General features: G+C 41.4%; 17 protein-coding genes and 1 tRNA gene. 8 read left to right on the plus strand and 10 right to left on the minus strand.

The window, feature by feature from the left end; all coding sequences use genetic code 11:
* Window positions 1–402 precede the first annotated feature (402 nt).
* Window positions 403–1,125, plus strand: coding sequence for an iron-sulfur cluster repair di-iron protein (gene ric / locus JMN12_RS13185; protein ID WP_009414110.1), 723 nt, complete (start codon window positions 403–405; stop codon window positions 1,123–1,125).
* A gap of 56 nt (window positions 1,126–1,181) precedes the next feature.
* On the opposite strand, the gene JMN12_RS13190 is transcribed toward ric, so the two are convergent.
* From JMN12_RS13190 to JMN12_RS13200, 3 genes are read right to left on the minus strand one after another with little or no spacing between them, the layout of a single operon-like run.
* Entirely contained in the window at window positions 1,182–2,219 is a 1,038-nt protein-coding gene (locus JMN12_RS13190) for a phosphatase PAP2 family protein (protein WP_203139684.1), read from the minus strand.
* Window positions 2,216–2,818 carry a PAS domain-containing protein gene (locus tag JMN12_RS13195; protein WP_203139686.1) on the minus strand — a complete coding sequence of 201 codons (603 nt, stop codon included), beginning with the start codon at window positions 2,816–2,818 and terminating at the stop codon, window positions 2,216–2,218. Before JMN12_RS13195 ends, JMN12_RS13190 begins: the two co-directional genes overlap by 4 nt.
* Window positions 2,819–2,836: 18 nt before the next feature.
* Complete coding sequence (locus tag JMN12_RS13200) at window positions 2,837–4,387, minus strand: glycine--tRNA ligase (protein ID WP_198466726.1); 1,551 nt, start codon at window positions 4,385–4,387, stop codon at window positions 2,837–2,839.
* 180 nt (window positions 4,388–4,567) lie between these two features.
* Between JMN12_RS13200 and JMN12_RS13205 the strand changes: the two genes are divergently transcribed.
* The 5 genes from JMN12_RS13205 (at window position 4,568) to JMN12_RS13225 (ending at window position 6,876) form a co-directional block, all read left to right on the plus strand.
* Window positions 4,568–5,257, plus strand: a complete 690-nt coding sequence (locus tag JMN12_RS13205; RefSeq protein ID WP_034555927.1) for a ComF family protein — start codon at window positions 4,568–4,570, stop codon at window positions 5,255–5,257.
* Window positions 5,258–5,299: 42 nt separating this feature from the next.
* On the plus strand, window positions 5,300–5,620 hold the full coding sequence (locus JMN12_RS13210) for a hypothetical protein (protein ID WP_009414104.1): 321 nt from the start codon (window positions 5,300–5,302) through the stop codon (window positions 5,618–5,620).
* A gap of 74 nt (window positions 5,621–5,694) precedes the next feature.
* Entirely contained in the window at window positions 5,695–6,264 is a 570-nt protein-coding gene (gene gldD / locus JMN12_RS13215) for a gliding motility lipoprotein GldD (protein WP_203080714.1), read from the plus strand.
* A 70-nt stretch (window positions 6,265–6,334) separates the two neighbouring features.
* Window positions 6,335–6,784 (plus strand): GatB/YqeY domain-containing protein, encoded by a 450-nt coding sequence (locus tag JMN12_RS13220; protein ID WP_009414102.1) that lies wholly within the window; start codon window positions 6,335–6,337, stop codon window positions 6,782–6,784.
* A gap of 20 nt (window positions 6,785–6,804) precedes the next feature.
* Window positions 6,805–6,876, plus strand: a tRNA-Arg gene (locus JMN12_RS13225).
* Between the two features lie 4 nt (window positions 6,877–6,880).
* Here JMN12_RS13225 and JMN12_RS13230 read toward each other — a convergent pair.
* From JMN12_RS13230 to JMN12_RS13260, 7 genes are all read right to left on the minus strand, one after another.
* A complete protein-coding gene (locus tag JMN12_RS13230) occupies window positions 6,881–7,648 on the minus strand; it encodes a hypothetical protein (RefSeq protein ID WP_203080715.1) in 768 nt (255 codons plus the stop codon).
* An 11-nt stretch (window positions 7,649–7,659) separates the two neighbouring features.
* Complete coding sequence (locus JMN12_RS13235) at window positions 7,660–8,169, minus strand: c-type cytochrome (protein WP_203139688.1); 510 nt, start codon at window positions 8,167–8,169, stop codon at window positions 7,660–7,662.
* Between the two features lie 108 nt (window positions 8,170–8,277).
* Window positions 8,278–10,080, minus strand: a complete 1,803-nt coding sequence (locus JMN12_RS13240; protein ID WP_203139689.1) for a quinol:electron acceptor oxidoreductase subunit ActD — start codon at window positions 10,078–10,080, stop codon at window positions 8,278–8,280.
* A gap of 7 nt (window positions 10,081–10,087) precedes the next feature.
* Window positions 10,088–12,991 (minus strand): 4Fe-4S dicluster domain-containing protein, encoded by a 2,904-nt coding sequence (locus tag JMN12_RS13245; protein WP_203139691.1) that lies wholly within the window; start codon window positions 12,989–12,991, stop codon window positions 10,088–10,090.
* Window positions 12,992–13,042: 51 nt separating this feature from the next.
* Window positions 13,043–13,732: a cytochrome c3 family protein gene (locus JMN12_RS13250; RefSeq protein ID WP_203139693.1), complete on the minus strand. Its 690-nt coding sequence runs from the start codon at window positions 13,730–13,732 to the stop codon at window positions 13,043–13,045.
* A 7-nt stretch (window positions 13,733–13,739) separates the two neighbouring features.
* Window positions 13,740–14,360 carry a dephospho-CoA kinase gene (gene coaE, locus JMN12_RS13255; RefSeq protein ID WP_203139695.1) on the minus strand — a complete coding sequence of 207 codons (621 nt, stop codon included), beginning with the start codon at window positions 14,358–14,360 and terminating at the stop codon, window positions 13,740–13,742.
* Window positions 14,357–15,265 carry a hypothetical protein gene (locus tag JMN12_RS13260; protein WP_034555924.1) on the minus strand — a complete coding sequence of 303 codons (909 nt, stop codon included), beginning with the start codon at window positions 15,263–15,265 and terminating at the stop codon, window positions 14,357–14,359. The genes coaE and JMN12_RS13260 overlap by 4 nt, the downstream gene beginning before the upstream one ends.
* A gap of 132 nt (window positions 15,266–15,397) precedes the next feature.
* Between JMN12_RS13260 and JMN12_RS13265 the strand changes: the two genes are divergently transcribed.
* Window positions 15,398–16,432 (plus strand): hypothetical protein, encoded by a 1,035-nt coding sequence (locus JMN12_RS13265; protein ID WP_203139697.1) that lies wholly within the window; start codon window positions 15,398–15,400, stop codon window positions 16,430–16,432.
* A 39-nt stretch (window positions 16,433–16,471) separates the two neighbouring features.
* Complete coding sequence (locus JMN12_RS13270; RefSeq protein WP_203139699.1) at window positions 16,472–17,311, plus strand: prephenate dehydrogenase; 840 nt, start codon at window positions 16,472–16,474, stop codon at window positions 17,309–17,311.
* Window position 17,312: the final 1 nt, after the last annotated feature.

Here is a 17,312-nt window from a genome sequence, read left to right on the forward strand (position 1 = left end):
ATTGTATTTTGGTTTCTATGGCTATGAAAAAGTCACTATTTCTTTCATTTCCTTTTCTTGACGGCACAAAGGTACAATAAAATTATGAACTACCAAACTTTTTCTTAAAAAATATTTAAAAATATTTAAAAGGATTATTAAAAATAATGATTTTTAACTACGGAAAATATATTAAAAACTCGCTATCATTGATTTTTATACAATAAAATTCTTTTTCCTTTACAAAATATCTAAAGATAATGTTAAAACAATGCCAAAAATTGAATACTGTTAAAAAGTGTCTTTCATACTTTTTCACTTCTTATTTTTAGCACTTTATAGGATAATACAATAAAAAAGATTTTAAGCACTTTTATTATCCAAATACTTTTCGTATCTTTGCACCCTAAAATTTAATTCACTATGAGTATATCAACAAACAAAACCATTGGCGAAATCGTTGCCGACGATTTCCGCACTGCCGCTATATTTAAAAAACACGGTATCGACTTTTGCTGCAAAGGAGGTCGCTCCATAGAAGAGGCTTGCGACAAAAAAAATATAGATAAGCAAGCCCTTATCAACGAATTAGAAGCTCTTCCTAAAGGCAATAGCAACGAAGTAGATGTACGCGATTGGCCTCTCGACCTTTTAGCTAACTACATCGTGCGCATCCACCACCAATACGTGCGTGACAAAACCCCTATGCTCTTGCAGTTCTTAGACAAACTATGTCGTGTACACGGTGAGCGCCACCCCGAACTTTTTGAGATCAATCGTATTTTCAATGAGAGTGCACAAGACCTTGCATCTCACTTTGTAAAAGAAGAAAACGTACTTTTTCCTTACATCGAAAATCTCGTGAAAAAACAACAATCAGGTGAGCCTCTTGGCGAAATACCTTTCGGTACAGTAGAGAACCCTGTAGCAATGATGATGCAAGAACACAGCGTTGAAGGTGATCGTTTTGAAGAAATCGTAAAACTTACCGATAACTATACACCTCCCGCCGACGCTTGTAATACTTACAAAGTAACCTATCAAATGCTCCAAGAGTTTGAAGCCGATTTAAACCGCCATATCCACCTCGAAAACAATATCCTTTTCCCTAAAGCCATCGCTTTAGAAAAACAACTAAGAGGCTAATAACAAAAAAAGCTGTTCAGCACCCGCTGAACAGCTTTTTTCTTATCTCTTACCTCTTATCTAAATCTAATATTTACCCCTACTAACTGATAGCCGTCCCAAGTATTGGAAGTGCTAAATTCCCAATGATATTTTTTAGGGTTGAGAGCATTCACTTCTTCTGTTTTTACTTTAGTAATGCGTCTGTTAGCAATCGTCTTACCGGTAATATAGCCCACAAATAGGGCAATAGGGTAATCGGAAGCCCAATGTACTTTACTTTGCATCATCTCGTAGCACATCAAACCTAAAGCTGTGTAACCTACGGGCTTTATCCATTTGTAGTCGGGGTAGTTTTCGGCAATCACTGTGAGTGCCGACATTGCAGTAGTGAGGTGTCCAGAGGGCATAGCGTCATACATAGGGGTATCCTCTTGGTAAGCTTTAAAGCTGGGAGCAAACGTCCATTGACTGTGCCAACGCCCGTCGCCTGCGGTTATAAACGGACTCTCGCGCCCTGTAAGTCGCTTGATGGGTTGTACAAATGCCCCCGATACGATAATGCTTTCTAATATCTGCATAGCAGTACTTTTAGCGCGATAATCACCTGTGATAAGACCATAAGTAGCCATCCCCCCACTGATAATGATAAAAGTCGTACCATTGCCAATAAAGTACATTGCTGAGTTTACATCGGCGGGAATAATCTTCAAAAAACCTAACTTCTTATAGGTATGTGCTTCATTTAGTCCTAAATTCTCTCCCAAATTTCTACTCTCTCTAATGAGCCAAGGGTCAGCGGGTATAAGTGCAGCAGTAGCACCAATAGCTGCCAATCCGTAAGGATAATTCGGTTTAGACACCATCTCGACCGCCGATTTTCCTATGTTGCGTGGTATTTTGTTGAAGATATCTACAAAACGCGGTTTTTGGTATACATAGGTTAGATTATCATTGATTTTATATTGTTTGCCTGATAAATCTACATCCGATGGGTGTGAGCCTTGCAAATGCTTTGCAATGCTATCCAATGTAGTTTGTGGAATAGAGTCGTTTTCCTGTGCTGTAACAGGATATAGGGAGAAAAGGAGAAAGGATAGTAAAAAGTATTTCATCGAATGAGTTCTGTTAAAAAGCTATCGGTGTTTTTGTTGTTATAGAAGGCTTTGATTTCTTCGGCGTTTTCTTTGAGTAATTGGCGAATGAAAGCATCGTAGGTAGTTTTACGGTCTTCTAAAAAGCCGTTGAAATAGCGTTCGCTTACTTCCAAACCATTGGCTTTTTCTATCTTTAAAAGACGTTCGTACAAAGGGGCTATATGCTCGCTGATGAGTGCTTGAGGCAATGCTTTGCGGTGTGATACAAAAGCAGTAATCTCATCGTGTTCATCGCGTACTATTTCAAAATTAGTAATCACCCAATAATAGCGCCCGCTTTTAGAGAGGTTCTTGATGATAGCGTGGAAATTATTATGCCCTTTGAGGTTTTCCCACAGTATTTTGAAAACTACTTTGGGCATATCGGGGTGGCGAATAAGGCTATGAGGCTGGTCGTATAACTCAGCCTCAGTATAGCCTGATACTTCCTGAAATGCCTTGTTGGTTTCCATTATATGTCCGTGCCTGTTGGTACGACTCATCAGGGTAGTGGTTTTATCCCACAACACTTCTTCGTCTATGGGCACGGGACGTTTGATTGTTGGAGTTTCAGTCATTTTCTTACCTCTTATCTCTTACTTCGTATCTAATTTGTGAAGCCAATTGCGCATATCCACTTCTTTGGCAATAGCAGCGCGCAATTCGGGAATGGCAATGCGCACTTGCTCCATAGTGTCGCGGTGGCGTAAGGTAACGGTGTTGTCTTCCAAAGTTTGGTGATCAACGGTTACGCAGAAAGGTGTCCCTACCGCATCTTGACGGCGATAACGGCGACCTACTGCATCTTTTTCGTCGTAAGCTACATTGAAATCGTATTTTAACTCGTTCACGATTTGTTCGGCAACTTCTGGAAGTCCGTCTTTTTTGAGCAATGGCAATACGGCTACTTTGGTAGGAGCCAACACAAAAGGCAAGCGCAATACGGTGCGAGTATCTCCTCCTTCTAACGCTTCTTCTTGCAATGAGTTAGAGAATACCGCAAGGAACATACGGTCGAGCCCGATAGAAGTTTCGAGTACATAAGGAGTATAGCTCACTTTTTCTTCAGGGTCAAAGTATTGCATTTTTTTACCTGAATACTTTTCGTGGTTACCGAGGTCGAAATTAGTACGAGAGTGGATACCTTCTAATTCTTTGAAACCAAAAGGGAAACGGAATTCAATGTCGCAAGCAGCATCGGCGTAGTGGGCGAGCTTTTCGTGTGGATGGTAACGATAGTTTTCTTCACCCATTCCCAAAGATAAGTGCCATTTGAGGCGCGTTTCTTTCCAATACTCATACCATTGTTGTTGGGTACCTGGTTTGATGAAGAATTGCATTTCCATTTGTTCGAACTCGCGCATACGGAAGATAAACTGACGTGCCACAATCTCGTTGCGGAAGGCTTTACCCGTTTGAGCGATACCAAAAGGAATTTTCATACGTCCGGATTTTTGCACGTTTAGGAAGTTAACGAAAATACCTTGAGCGGTTTCGGGACGCAAGTATAAATCCATAGAGGCATCGGCAGAGGCGCCTATTTTGGTGCCGAACATTAGGTTGAACTGTTTTACATCTGTCCAGTTGCGAGAACCTGTTTCGGGGTCGGCAATTTCGAGTTCTTCGATAAGGGCTTTTACATCGGCGAGGTCTTCTTTCTCAAGCGATTTACCCAAGCGGTGTAATATTTCTTCACCGCGTTGTTTGTATTCTAACACACGAGGATTGGTAGTTACAAACTGTTCGCGGTCAAAAGCATCACCAAAACGTTTTTGAGCTTTAGCGATTTCTTTTTCAATTTTATCGTCGAGTTTGGCTACATAATCTTCTACGAGCACATCGGCGCGGTAGCGTTTTTTAGAGTCTTTGTTATCGATAAGTGGGTCGTTGAAAGCATCCACGTGTCCAGAAGCCTTCCACGTAGTAGGGTGCATAAAGATAGCAGCATCGATACCCACAATATTCTCGTTCATTTGCACCATTGCGCGCCACCAATATTCGCGGATATTCTTTTTTAGTTCAACGCCATTTTGCCCATAATCGTACACAGCACCGAGTCCGTCGTAGATTTCACTGGATGGGAAAATAAAGCCATATTCTTTGGCGTGAGCAACAACTTTTTTGAATTGATCGTCTGTATTTGCCATATATTCAATTGATTTTCAGTTATTAAAATAGATTAAGTTTCGTTTCAGTTTAAAAATAATTGGACAAAAGTACTATTATTTTTTGGAAAAAGGAGTATCTTTGCCGAAAAAGTTGTTGTAATTGTGTTTTTTAGGTAGCCAATCACTAATAACAAATCATTAAACCTAACAACTAAAACTATGATACTATCAGATTTATTATCAGTTTTTACCCCTCATTATTGTAGGTCTTGTGGCAAAATGTTGAAAGAAGAAGAACACTTTTTGTGTCGAGATTGCAGCAGAGATTTGGAAGAGACTCATTTTCACTTACAAGCAGATAACGAGGTAATGCAATTGCTTTCACTACAAAATGATATTACAGCCGCAACCACATTATTTTATTTTCAGAAAGGCAGTGTGGCACAAGATTTGATACATCACCTCAAGTACAGAGGTGAAGAACAAATAGGAGAGTGGCTCGGCAATTGGTTGGGTACCCGTCTCTCACAATCACCTCTCTATCAGTCAGTAGAAGTGGTAATACCTGTGCCTCTACACCGCGATAAACTAAAGAAAAGAGGCTATAACCAAGTGGCTTTATTAGCTAAAACAGTGGCTAAAGTGTTAGGTGTGAGTTATATGGATGATGTATTGCTAAAGGTGAGCGCTAATACTACTCAAACTAAAAAAATATCATGGCGACGCTTAGAAGAAAGCGAACATATATTTGTATTACAACAGCCTGAAAGACTGATAAACAAACAGATATTACTCATCGACGACCTTATCACCACGGGGGCTACCCTCTCCCATTGTTGCGAGCAGTTATCCACTATCGAAGGAGTGAAAATTGCTGTGGCAGGAATAGGTTTTACCACCCGCTCTTAACATTAAAAAAAAGAAAATTAATAACTAAATAAATATTTTTGTATGAAAAACACTTTTAAATTAATGCTTGTAGCATTCGCTATGTTCGCGTTCAGTACAAACGCAGGGGCTATGACCCTTAATCTCAATAAAGTAGCTAAATCTCTTATCGTAGACCAAGATGGTAACGGTGGCGTGAAAGTGAAAAAGTCTTGTGATAAAGACGGCGAGAAAAAAGAATGTAGCAAAGACGGTAAGAAAAAATCTTGCTGCAAAAAAGACGGTAAAGAAGCCGATAAAAAAGAGTGCAGCAAAGATGGTAAAAAGAAATCTTGCTGCAAAAAAGACGGCGAGCACAAAGCCGAAAATGCAGAAGCTAAATAGTTTCTCATTATATAAATTTTAAAATTACTAGAAAACCTTAGCAGTTGCGCTGAGGTTTTTTGCTATTGAATCTAATGAAAACACTTATTTACAGTATTTTAATCCTTATAGGGGCATTGGCGATAGCCGCTTGTGCCAACGATGTGTTGCCCAAACCTAAAGGTGGACTCCGCTTAGATTACCCTCAAGCAGCTTATAGCAGAGTTACCAACTTGCCTAACTGTCCGTTTACTTTTGAGGCAAACACTTTTTCGGCTATAGAACACAAAGCCAACTCTTGTGATGTGAATATCAATTATCCCACAATGAAAGCAACGATTTACCTCACTTACAAAAATGTAGATGGCAATATACGCAAACTCCTCACCGATGCACAAAACTTTACGTACAAGCACACCGTAAAAGCCGATAATATTGCCGCAACCACTTTTGTGAACGATACGACCAAAGTGTACGGTATGTTCTATCAAGTGTATGGCAATGCAGCTTCACAATCACAGTTTTACGCCACCGATAGTGTAAAACACTTCATTTCGGGCTCTATTTATTTTAATGTAGAACCTAACTACGACTCGGTACAACCAGCGAGTAATTATTTGCAGAAAGATATGCGCCGCATAATGGAAACCCTTCGTTGGAAATAAAAATAGGGGAGAAGTGTTGGCAAATTAGAAATATTGCTTTACTTTTGCCCCACAAAACACTAAATGAATTATGAGTTTACAAACTAAAGTAATGGAAGCGCTCAAAGAAGCGATGAAAGCCAAAGATACCGTAGCTTTAGAATCGCTAAGAGCCATTAAATCGGCTATATTGTTAGCCAGAACCGAAGCAGGAGCCTCTGAAGAACTATCAGAAGCCGACGAGCTTAAACTCTTGCAAAAATTAGTAAAACAGCGCAAAGATAGCGCCGCGCTCTACACCCAGCAAGGTCGCAATGATTTAGCTGAACCTGAATTGGCACAAATGGCAGTAATAGAAAAATTCTTGCCAGCCCAGCTTAGTGAAGCCGAAGTAGAAGAAGCGTTGAAAGGCATTATCGCCCAAGTAGGTGCTACAAGCCCTAAAGATATGGGCAAGGTAATGGGCGTAGCTACTAAGCAATTAGCAGGTAAAGCCGACGGCAAATTGATTTCGGATATTGTAAAGAAATTATTGTCATAGTAGTATACATTTTAAAGAAGGGCCGCATAGTTCAATGGATAGAATGTCAGATTCCGGTTCTGAAGATAGAGGTTCGAGTCCCCTTGTGGTCACAAATTATTTTACAAACGGCATTACCATTAAATAGAAATTGAGGTATTGCCCTAATAATATAAGAATAGCTGTTCCAAAAAGGAGCAGCTTTTTTTGTTTGGCTCGTGAGGAAAGCAAGATGAGAAAAGGTAGTACAAAACTGAGAATGAGCATTGCTACAATAGCCTCTCCATAGCCTTTGCTAAGAAGGGTTTGGTAATAAATAGTTTCTTCAGGGATATTGGCGTACCATATCAGCATATATTGTGAGAACCACAAATACGCCCAAAAAATAGAGAATCCAAAGAGGTATTTTCCTAAATCGTGATAGTGCTCTGGCTTGCTAAATAAGGTAATGAGGGCAATGCCTGAAAGCAGAAAACTGCTGAGCAATTGCCACGCAAAGAGGGTACTATGCCATTCGGGAGTAAGACTCAAAAACCAATCCCACGCCATTGGAGTTTCGGTAAGAAAGAAAATAACTAAGAATAGTACGTGAGGCGTTAAGCTCTTAAACTTTTTTAAAGTATGGCAATACCCCACCCATACTGCCATATAGCCCACAGCACGCAACAGAAAATAAGGTTCGCGATGCACTATATACAACACCCCTAACAAAACTAATAACACTAACCATAAAGGTGTTGTGATACGCTTCATTATAGGGTACAAACTCATAGCCCACTCAGCGTGTGTGACTTTATTGATAGCATAAAATACCAATACCCCTACCGATGTAAGCGCTACAAACAACAAAGTGAATAGTGAATAGTGAATAGTGAATAGTGTCATACCTTTACCTGTTACTTGTTACCTCTTATCTGTTCTACGTACATTGTTACTTGCCAGCGTTCTTTCTCACTGAGTTGAGTAGCAAAAGCGGGCATAGCATTGCGTCCGTAGTAAATTACGTGATAAATACTTCCCTCCGTAAAATCTCTATTTTTATAATTAGGCACTCCAAAAAATTTCTCCCTTTGCACTAAAACTCCTTTGCCGTCGCCTTTCTCACCGTGACAGAGCGCGCAATAGATGCCGTAAAGTTCTTTGCCATTGGTGAGGTTTTGAGTTTGCTGTAGGGTATCAGTTGCTAAAGGGTTGTGCAATTGTGCTTTGGCTTGCTCATAACCCTCAATGGTATTAGGGTAGCGGTAGGGCAACTCACCTCTTTTTACAGTGTGCTCAGGAGGGGAGAGCGGTGCGACTTCATAAGTTTTATAAGCAGGACTCTCATACATATCGGGCATAAACTCAATATTGCGCTCTTGTTTGTTCCTACAACCAACTACCAATAACGTTAGCAATACATACATTAGGGACTTTGACAAAGTCTTAAACTTTGTCAAAGTGTAGCGACAAAATATATATATTATATGAATATCAACATATCCCATTATTTGTTAATTATTATTTCTTAATTGTTAATTGTTATCTCTTACCTGAATTACAAATTTATCATCACTACTTCTCTTTATAGGATTTTCAGCTTTTTTGAATGGATATAACCTACTTCTGATAAAGAAACTAATCACCAATAGATGCGCTGCAAAATATACAACCAACTCGAATATTACGGGTACAAAAGCGGGGAGATTTTGCCAGAAAGTGGCATTAGGCTTTCCGCCAATATCCATAGGCCAGTCTTTTATCATTGTGAAATAGGTGAGCCAACACCCGAAAAACAAGCCTATGAGTCCGTATAGGAAAGTAGCTTTTCCTAAGCGAGTGCGCTTAAGCCCCAAGACTTCGTCTAAACCGTGTACATAGAAAGGCGTATATACTTCTTGAATTTCCCTGCCTTCTGATTTTAATTCTTTTATTTTATCTAAAAGCTCTTCAGGAGAGGTAAGAGTTAAGAGATAAGAGTTAAGAGACTCCTGCCTGCTAACACCTGTCCCCTGACATCTGTTCCCTGACACCTGAGACCTACCCCCTTTCACTTCTGCTTGTGCAATCATTGGGAAACTCCTTGCATATAATAAGAACAACAAAAAGAAAAATCCCAAAGTGCCTACAAATATCCCTATATCCACCCACGTAGGACTGAACATCGTCCACGACGACGGCAGATAACCGCGGTGTAGTGAGGTAACGATAATCACAAAGCGCTCGAACCACATCCCTACACATACCACCAAAGCAACACATACAGAGAAAGTGATACTACGTCGTAACTTTTTGAACCATAGCAATTGGGGGAGGACTACATTGCAAATAATCATCGTCCAGAATGCCCACGCGTAAGCACCTGTAGCACGATTGCGAAATACGTATTGTTCAAATTCTGAGTGAGAGCGCATTACCATAAAAAACTCGGTGAGGTAAGCAACCGCTACAATACTACCTGCAACTAACATTACAATGTTCATCAGCTCAATGTGTTTCAGGGTGATATAAGCTTCTAACTTACATACTTTGCGCAAGATAATCAGTAGCAAACTCACCATTGCAAAACCCGAAAAGATAGCTCCTGCTACAAAGTAGGGCGGGAAGATAGTAGTGTGCCAACCAGAGACCACCGAAGTAGCAAAATCAAAAGAGACAATAGTATGCACCGAAATGACTAACGGAGTGGCAATACCTGCCAAGAGCAACATTGTTTCTTCCATACGTTGCCAATCTTTGGCGCGACCACTCCACCCAAAACTCAGCAAGCTGTAAATCTTCTTCTGAAAAGGCTTGAGAGCACGGTCGCGCAACATAGCAAAATCGGGAAGTAAGCCCACCCACCAAAACACTAAGGATACAGAAAAATAGGTAGCAATAGCAAACACATCCCATAGCAAAGGCGAGTTGAAATTGTCCCACAACGAGCCGTATTGGTTAGGAATAGGCAAGTTGAAATGCAATAACCACGGTCTACCTAAATGCAATATCGGGAAGATACTCGCTTGCAACACCGCAAAGATAGTCATTGCTTCAGCTGAGCGATTGATAGCTACCCGCCACTGTTGACGAAAGAGCAACAATACCGCCGAGATGAGCGTTCCCGCGTGCCCGATACCTATCCACCACACAAAGTTGGTGATGTCCCACGCCCAGCCTACGCTTTTGTTGAGCCCCCACGCGCCTATGCCGTCGCGCAAGGTTACCCATATTGCCCATACCCCCCAGAGGGTCGCAAGGAGGGTAATCCCAAAGGCAATCCACCACGCACGCGAAGCACGACCTTCAATGGGGCGCGCTATATCTTCACTGATGGTATGATAGGATTTATTTACCATTTACTTTTCATTTTTCACTATTCACTACTTTTACTTGATACACCACATTAGGGTCTGTTCCCAGCTCTGCTAAAAGCTGATACATACGTTCGCTGGCACTGAGTTGGGCAATTTTGCTTCCTTCTTCGTTAGTATCGCCAAATACCATAGCCCCTGTATTACAAGCAGCTGCACAAGCTACTACATTGTTGAACTCTCCTGGGGCAACCGCACGACCTTCTCTTTTGGCTTTTAGAATCACCGCTTGGGTGTTCTGGATACAGAGGGAACACTTTTCCATTACCCCTCGCGAACGTACCGTTACATCGGGGTTGAGCACCATACGCCCTATTTTGCTGTTCATATTGTAGTTGAACTGCTTGTTTTCACTATACTGAAACCAGTTGAACCTACGCACTTTATAGGGGCAGTTGTTGGCGCAATAACGCGTACCTACACAGCGGTTGTAAGCCATTTGGTTTTGTCCTTGCTGTCCGTGAGCGGTAGCGATTACAGGGCAAACGGTCTCACAAGGGGCATTATTACAATGCTGACACATCACGGGCTGAAAGCCTACGCACCTTTGTTCGTTTTCTCTTGATTCATAACGATCGATGCGCAACCAGTGCATATCGCGCGAGCGACGCACTTCTTCTTTGCCTACTACGGGCACATTGTTCTCGGCGTGGCAAGCGATCACACAAGCCGCACAACCCGTGCAAGCATTCAGGTCGATAGAGAGTTTAAAGTAATGTGGGGTAGTAGGGTCTTTCTTTGTTTTAGGGGGTTGAGGATTCCACACTTCGGCAGAGGAGTTTAAGAAAGTATCTAAACTGATTTCTTTAAGAATATTTTTACGCCCTACCAATTCATTTTGCAGTTGCAAGCAGGCAAATTCGTGTGTGCCGTCTGCTTTTTCTATGTGTACGCCTTGGTTTTTACAATGGTCTTTATAAAGAGGAAAGGCATTCACTCCTATTTGCATTTCGGCTTGTATGCCTGCCTTACGCCCATAACCTAAGGCAAGCCCCACACTGCCTTGTGCTTGTGCAGGGGTGATGAGTACGGGAGCGATGATACTTTTGCCGTTACCACTGATTTTCGCCTGATGCCCGTCCAAAGCACCATCAGCAGTATGCCAATTCTCAATACTTAGACGTTGGGCATCGCTGGGGTGCATCGTGAGGAAGTTATCCCACGTAGTGCGGTGGATAGGGTCGGGAAGCTCTTGTAGCCAAGGATTGTTAGCTTGCTGTCCGTCTCCCAAAGCAGTGCTGGTATAGAGGGTGAGTTCAAAAGATGTTTCTACTAATTCTCTGGGAAGTACTGTGCCTATTAGCCTTAAAGTTTCCTCTCGTGTGAGGGTCATAGGCGGTTTCCTCAGTGAAGGGATTTTTTCTTCTTTTGGCAACTCAAAAGATTTTATATCTTCTTTTACAAATGTGCCGTCGTGTAGGGCTTGTTCCCAAGAAAATCCCTTTAAAATATGGGCTTCCCAATGAGCTTTGATAAAATCGTAATAACTCTCCTTGTGTCCTATCCATTGCAAAAAACAGTCTTGCCATTGTTTGGTGTTGAAAAGCGGACGTATACAAGGCTGCATCAGTCCGTAGTGCCCGTATTTAAATTCTACATCGCCCCACGACTCTAAATAATGAGGTTGAGGTGCCCAAAGGGTCGTTTGCTGGGCAGTTTCATCAGCGCGCATCGCAAAGGATACCGAAAAAGGTACTTTCTTCAAGCCTGTAGCAAACACTTCGGCGTTAGGCAAACAGTATAAGAGGTTGAGATTGTTGATAAAGAGAGCACCTACCTTACCTTCGTTCATATCGGTGAGTAGCTGTTGTAGAGCTTTAACATTACCTTTACGGGTAAGCACGGGAGTTTGAGGCGAGAAAGCTTCACTTTGGAGATGTTCATTGATAGCAAAAGCGATTAATTGAGCTTCAACGCTATCAATACCTGTTACTACTAAGGCTTTGCTACCCGCTTTTTTGAGTTCGGAAGCTATTTTCTTTATTTTGTCTTCAATAGTAACTTTATTCTCCTCTTTTTCTATAATAGAGGTTGGGAAATGAAATTGCTCATTCTCCTCAAAACCTTTTAGGTATTGGAAACAGTAAGCTAATGCTTTTTTCACTTGGTCAGGAGTGAGTGCGATACGCTCATCGGCATTAGCGCCTGTAAGGCTGAGGTTGGCTTCTAACTGAATATGGCGCGACATTCCGTTTGCTTTGCTGGGAATACGCCCTTGCGCATAGCCTGCTTCATAGCCCCCGCCATTCCAATCGCCCAAGAAATCGGCATCAAATGAAACGATGAGCTTTGCCTTGCTGAAATCGTAATCGGGCATTGCACGCAATCCATAGCGCCATTCAAAAGCGGTGAGAATAGCATCTTCTGATATGGTATCGTATTCAACGAGCTTAAAGGTAGGGTATTTTTCTTTTAATAGTTCTACAAGAGCATAACTCGACGGACTTGCGAGTGTTTGACTGAGCATCACAATTTGCTTGCCTTCAGCTTTTGCTTTCTCTAAGGCAGAAAGGGTATCGGTCTTAATTTTCTGCCAAAAGCCATCCCCTGCAATGGTGCGAGGTTTCCTATTTTCGTCATACAAACTCAATACCGATGCCAATATCCTTGCATTCACTGCCCCTCCTGCTTTGGCTTCAGGGTTGCGCAATACAGCAATGGGTCGCCCTTCGCGAGTTTTCACCAGTACGCTGGCAAAGTCAAAACCATCGGCGATACAAGTAGCGTAGTAATTGGCTTCACCTGCTACAATACTTTCGGGCTGTATCACATACGGAATCGTTTTGTGTACCGCCCCTTCGCAACCTGCTAAGGCAACCGCCGCTGTAGAAAAACCTAAGAATTTTAGGAAATCCCGCCGTGATGTTGATATATTATGTATATTCTCATTCGTCATTCGTAGCTCGTAATTTGTAACTCGTCATTCGTAACTCGTCATTCGTAATTATCAATAGTGGCATTTAGCACATTCTAAGCCTCCCATTTCGGCAACTGTTAGTTTGCTAACATTTAGCTTTTTAGCCAAAGCTTTATGCACTTCTTCATAGTGCTGATAATAAGGGTTGTTAGCATTTATAGGCATTTGGCGGTGGCACTCTATACACCACCCCATTGTAAGCGGAGCATGCTGGTGTACCACCTCCATTTGTTGTACTTCGCCGTGACATTTCTGACATTCCAATCCACCCACTGTTACGTGCTGACTGTGATTGAAATAAGTAAAGTCGGGGAGTTTGTGAATGCGCACCCACTGCACCCCTTTAGGAGTGCCTATATATCGAAATTTCTGTTCGTCCCAGCCCACTGCTTCGTATAATTTTTTGATTTCTTTGGTGTAAAATTCTTTGGTGTAACCATTAGCGAGATCCTCTTCCCCCTCATATTCCGAGATGGTGTTGTGGCAGCCCATACACACATTCAGTGAGGGCACGCCTGCTACTGCCGAAGTCCGCGCTCCTGAGTGGCAATATTTACAATCGATTTGGTTATCACCTGCGTGAATTTTATGAGAGAAGTGAATAGGTTGTATAGGTTCATAACCCTCGTCTACCCCTATCTGCATCAGAAAGGCGTAAAGAGCGTAAGTAAAGCCCAAAAAGGCAATAATAAGGGTTGATATAATGATAATCTTTTTCAATTAACAATTAACAATTAACAAATGCTTTCGTCATTCGTAACTCGTCATTCGTAACTCGTAACTCGTAATTAATTCTCTTTACTTGTTCTTTGGCACTTTCTAAATCAACGTTCTCAATCACCGCATCCGAGAGGGCAATGCGTTGGGCATCACTCCATTGTTGTGCCATACGCGCGTGCACTTGGGCTTCGGTGCAATGATCGCGCGCCATTACGCGGGCAATGCGCACCTCCTCAGGTGCTGTAACCGTAATGATATAATCACAATCCTTGTAGCTTCCACTTTCAAAGAGGATAGCGGCTTCTTTCAGTACATAAGGTGAAGTTTGCTTCTTTGCCCACTGATTAAAATATTTTGCAAGAGCAGGATGTACAATGCCGTTGAGTATCGCCAATTTCTCAGAATTGTTAAACACAATTTGGGCGATATAAGCGCGGTTATATTCTCCATTTTGGTAAGCCTCCTCACCAAAAGCAGCGATAATGTGTTTCTTTACCTGCGCATTGTTAGCGATGAGTGCTTTAGCTTGTTCATCTGAATTGAATACCGCGATACCTAAGGCAGCAAATGCTTTGGCTATCGTGCTCTTGCCACTGCCAATACCTCCTGTAAGTCCTACTACCATCATTCTTTGCGTATGAGAAAATCAACCGTTGTTTCGTTCATTAGTACCACCTTTATCCGTCGTTTATGAGTGCTGATTTGTAGTGGAATATGCCCTGCGTTAGCCTCGCACATATCAGCAGTTACTTCTATATCGTTAGGAGTGAGTGTTTTAAGTAGGTTTAATTCCCCCGTACAGAGCACGCTTACCTCATCGGGAAAAACTTTTACTTGACTGTTTTTTGATACGCCCATCACTTTCACAGGTACTCGCAACTCTTGCTCGCTTACCTTATCTACAAAGGCCTGCATCGCTATTTTATGAGCGTTGAAATGTACCAAAGGGGTGCTTTTAAGGGTGTAAGTCTCACTAAAATTATCCTTTATAGGGCGTTTGCTATGATAGTGAAAAACAACCTGAGAGAGTGTGTCTATTACTTTTTGGCTACCCGAAGCCACTACCGAATCAGGAGAGAGCCTTAATTCTGTAAGTTGGTATTCTTTAGGGTATTCCACGTTTAGATGTACCACTACGGGGATTTTTTTAGTGTGTTTAGGCGCTAAATACAGTTGTAGTGTATCGGAGACTACCGAGCGTATTTTGAAGTTTGCAAGATAAGTATTGCTCAGTTTGTCTTTACTGTTTTTAGAAAGTGTATAAAAGTGTTCGCCTACCTCTTGTAGGTCGGTAAAATCTACAGTAAGGGTAGGGTTTTGTCGGTAGGATTTCAGTAGAGAAAAGCCATTGCCTTCAACTATAATTCTCACGAAGTTAGGGGCAGAAGGCAGTAATACCTCGTTGGTAGGAGGATTGATAACTATCACAGGGATAGATACTTCCCTAAGTAAATTTTTAGAAAGTTTTACTAACGACCAGATAAAAACCGATAAGATGAGGCATATTATAAAAGTGAGATTGCGGCGGTTCATAGCAACAATAAATTACGAGTAACCTAATAATGAGGGCAAAGATATGAAATGATTGGCAAATGAGCAAATTTGGTAATTTGGAATTTTGCAAATTATTTTTTACTTTTGTGCTTTCATTTTTCATTTTTAACTATGAAAACACTCCGAAATATCCTTATAGCCTTGGGCGTTACTTTCACGGCTTATGTTCTTATAGAAGGCAACAACCCTACTTTCTCACTTCCTGATTGGGATTTAGATTCTTTTTTTACTGCTGATGATAGTGATAATAGTGCTCTTTACAATCAAGAAATGGAAGATGAAGAAGTATATATAAGCGAAGAAAATGAAGATCTTGCAATTATCAATTTTTATAATTTTTGCAATACTTTAGTGGCAGCTTGCTATAATGAGGCAGCTGCTCCTGATAAGTTGCGAGAAATTAACAGTGCTTTAGAAGCAGTGAAAAAAGGCAAAACACCCCCTGAACTTTCTACTAAAAATACTCTTCTGAAAAATCTCAAAAAAGACAATCTTTCACAAGGAGTGCCTAATATATTAGGTTTTGAAAAGCGCGATGTAGAGAACGCATATAAAGCACTAAGAGCCAATGTAATTGCTATAATGGAAGCGCGCGAGAGTATTATTGCTGATTTCAATAAACCTCTGCAAGGTAGCTTTGTTGAACAAAAAATAGGCAACTTTGAAAGGCGTGCTAACCACCTTCTTACGATGCAATCACGGCTAAATGCACTCTTGCAAAACAGCATCATCGCTGCTGGTGACCATTTGATGGAAGACAATACACAAGCTACTACTTTCTACGACTATCAAGAGATGCTCAAAGCTTTTGAAAACCTTCTCAACCTCTTGGAAAGAGCCGAAGCAGGCGAAACCGTAGATGTACAAGAAGCTAAAAAACTCTATAACAGTTTTATAGAACAACATACAGCCCTAAAAAGCAAACCTCTTGGGCGTGAACATTTTATCAATACTGATGTCTTTTTGGTATTAGAACTCGAAAAACCAATTTTTCCCTCTTTGAGCCAACTCATTTATCAACTCACTAACTCTCAGAAAATAGACTCGGCTACTTTTTGGAATGTGCGACATCTGGCACAACCCCTCCTAAATCCTTATGCCCTATTTGATACTCGCAACGTCTCATACTACGAATACGATTTGTAACGCACTCATTTTTAACTATTCACTTTAAACTATTCACTTTTGAAAAAAGCTGTTATTATAGGTTTAGGGCTCATTGGGGGCTCCTTTGCCTTAGAATTGAAAAAACGTTTGGGGTACACCATTGCAGGCATCGACCTCAACCCCGCTCATATACAAAAAGCCTTAGATTTAGGCATTATCGATGAAAACACCGATTACAATCACCTCACCGATACCGACCTCGTACTCATAGCTGTACCCGTGAATCACATTCACAAAGTATTGCTACAAGTGCTCGATAAAATAGGTGAACAAACCCTTGTAATGGATGCAGGTTCGGTGAAATCGCATATTTGTGAAGCAGTAGCCACTCATCCTCATCGTCAAAATTTTGTCGCGGCACACCCTATGGCAGGTACAGAGCATTCAGGACCTGAGGCAGCGCTCTACGACCTTTTCGACGGCAAGGTAATGGCGCTCTGCGAAGTAGAAAAAAGTAATTGGCGATTGTTAGACCGCGCTTTAAGCATTGTAAAAGCATTGAATATGCGCGTGAAAATGATGCAACCCGCCGATCACGACCTCCATACCGCCTACGTGTCGCACCTTTCGCACGTAAGCTCCTTTATGCTGGGGAAGACCGTTTTAGAAATTGAAAAGGACGAAGCTCAAATATTTGATTTGGCGAGTACCGGTTTTGCCTCTACCGTGCGTTTGGCAAAGAGCGATGCCCAAATGTGGTGTCCTATCTTTTTGGAAAACAAAAACAATGTACTTAAAGCGCTGAATGAGTATATTAAAAACTTAGAAGCCTTTAAGATTCTTATTGAAACTGAACAAGCCGAAGCGCTTACTCAAAACATACACGAAGCCAATTACATTAGAAAAATATTGAAATAAT

It is taken from the genome of Capnocytophaga genosp. AHN8471, assembly GCF_016806945.1.
Classification (GTDB): domain Bacteria; phylum Bacteroidota; class Bacteroidia; order Flavobacteriales; family Flavobacteriaceae; genus Capnocytophaga; species Capnocytophaga periodontitidis.

Coding starts and splice junctions, on each gene's coding strand:
- ric (WP_009414110.1), top strand. CDS start 403: ATGAGTATATCAACAAACAAAACCATTGGCGAAATCGTTGCCGACGAT.
- JMN12_RS13190 (WP_203139684.1), bottom strand. CDS start 2,219: ATGAAATACTTTTTACTATCCTTTCTCCTTTTCTCCCTATATCCTGTT.
- JMN12_RS13195 (WP_203139686.1), bottom strand. CDS start 2,818: ATGACTGAAACTCCAACAATCAAACGTCCCGTGCCCATAGACGAAGAA.
- JMN12_RS13200 (WP_198466726.1), bottom strand. CDS start 4,387: ATGGCAAATACAGACGATCAATTCAAAAAAGTTGTTGCTCACGCCAAA.
- JMN12_RS13205 (WP_034555927.1), top strand. CDS start 4,568: ATGATACTATCAGATTTATTATCAGTTTTTACCCCTCATTATTGTAGG.
- JMN12_RS13210 (WP_009414104.1), top strand. CDS start 5,300: ATGAAAAACACTTTTAAATTAATGCTTGTAGCATTCGCTATGTTCGCG.
- gldD (WP_203080714.1), top strand. CDS start 5,695: ATGAAAACACTTATTTACAGTATTTTAATCCTTATAGGGGCATTGGCG.
- JMN12_RS13220 (WP_009414102.1), top strand. CDS start 6,335: ATGAGTTTACAAACTAAAGTAATGGAAGCGCTCAAAGAAGCGATGAAA.
- JMN12_RS13230 (WP_203080715.1), bottom strand. CDS start 7,648: ATGACACTATTCACTATTCACTATTCACTATTCACTTTGTTGTTTGTA.
- JMN12_RS13235 (WP_203139688.1), bottom strand. CDS start 8,169: ATGTATGTATTGCTAACGTTATTGGTAGTTGGTTGTAGGAACAAACAA.
- JMN12_RS13240 (WP_203139689.1), bottom strand. CDS start 10,080: ATGGTAAATAAATCCTATCATACCATCAGTGAAGATATAGCGCGCCCC.
- JMN12_RS13245 (WP_203139691.1), bottom strand. CDS start 12,991: ATGACGAATGAGAATATACATAATATATCAACATCACGGCGGGATTTC.
- coaE (WP_203139695.1), bottom strand. CDS start 14,360: ATGATGGTAGTAGGACTTACAGGAGGTATTGGCAGTGGCAAGAGCACG.
- JMN12_RS13260 (WP_034555924.1), bottom strand. CDS start 15,265: ATGAACCGCCGCAATCTCACTTTTATAATATGCCTCATCTTATCGGTT.
- JMN12_RS13265 (WP_203139697.1), top strand. CDS start 15,398: ATGAAAACACTCCGAAATATCCTTATAGCCTTGGGCGTTACTTTCACG.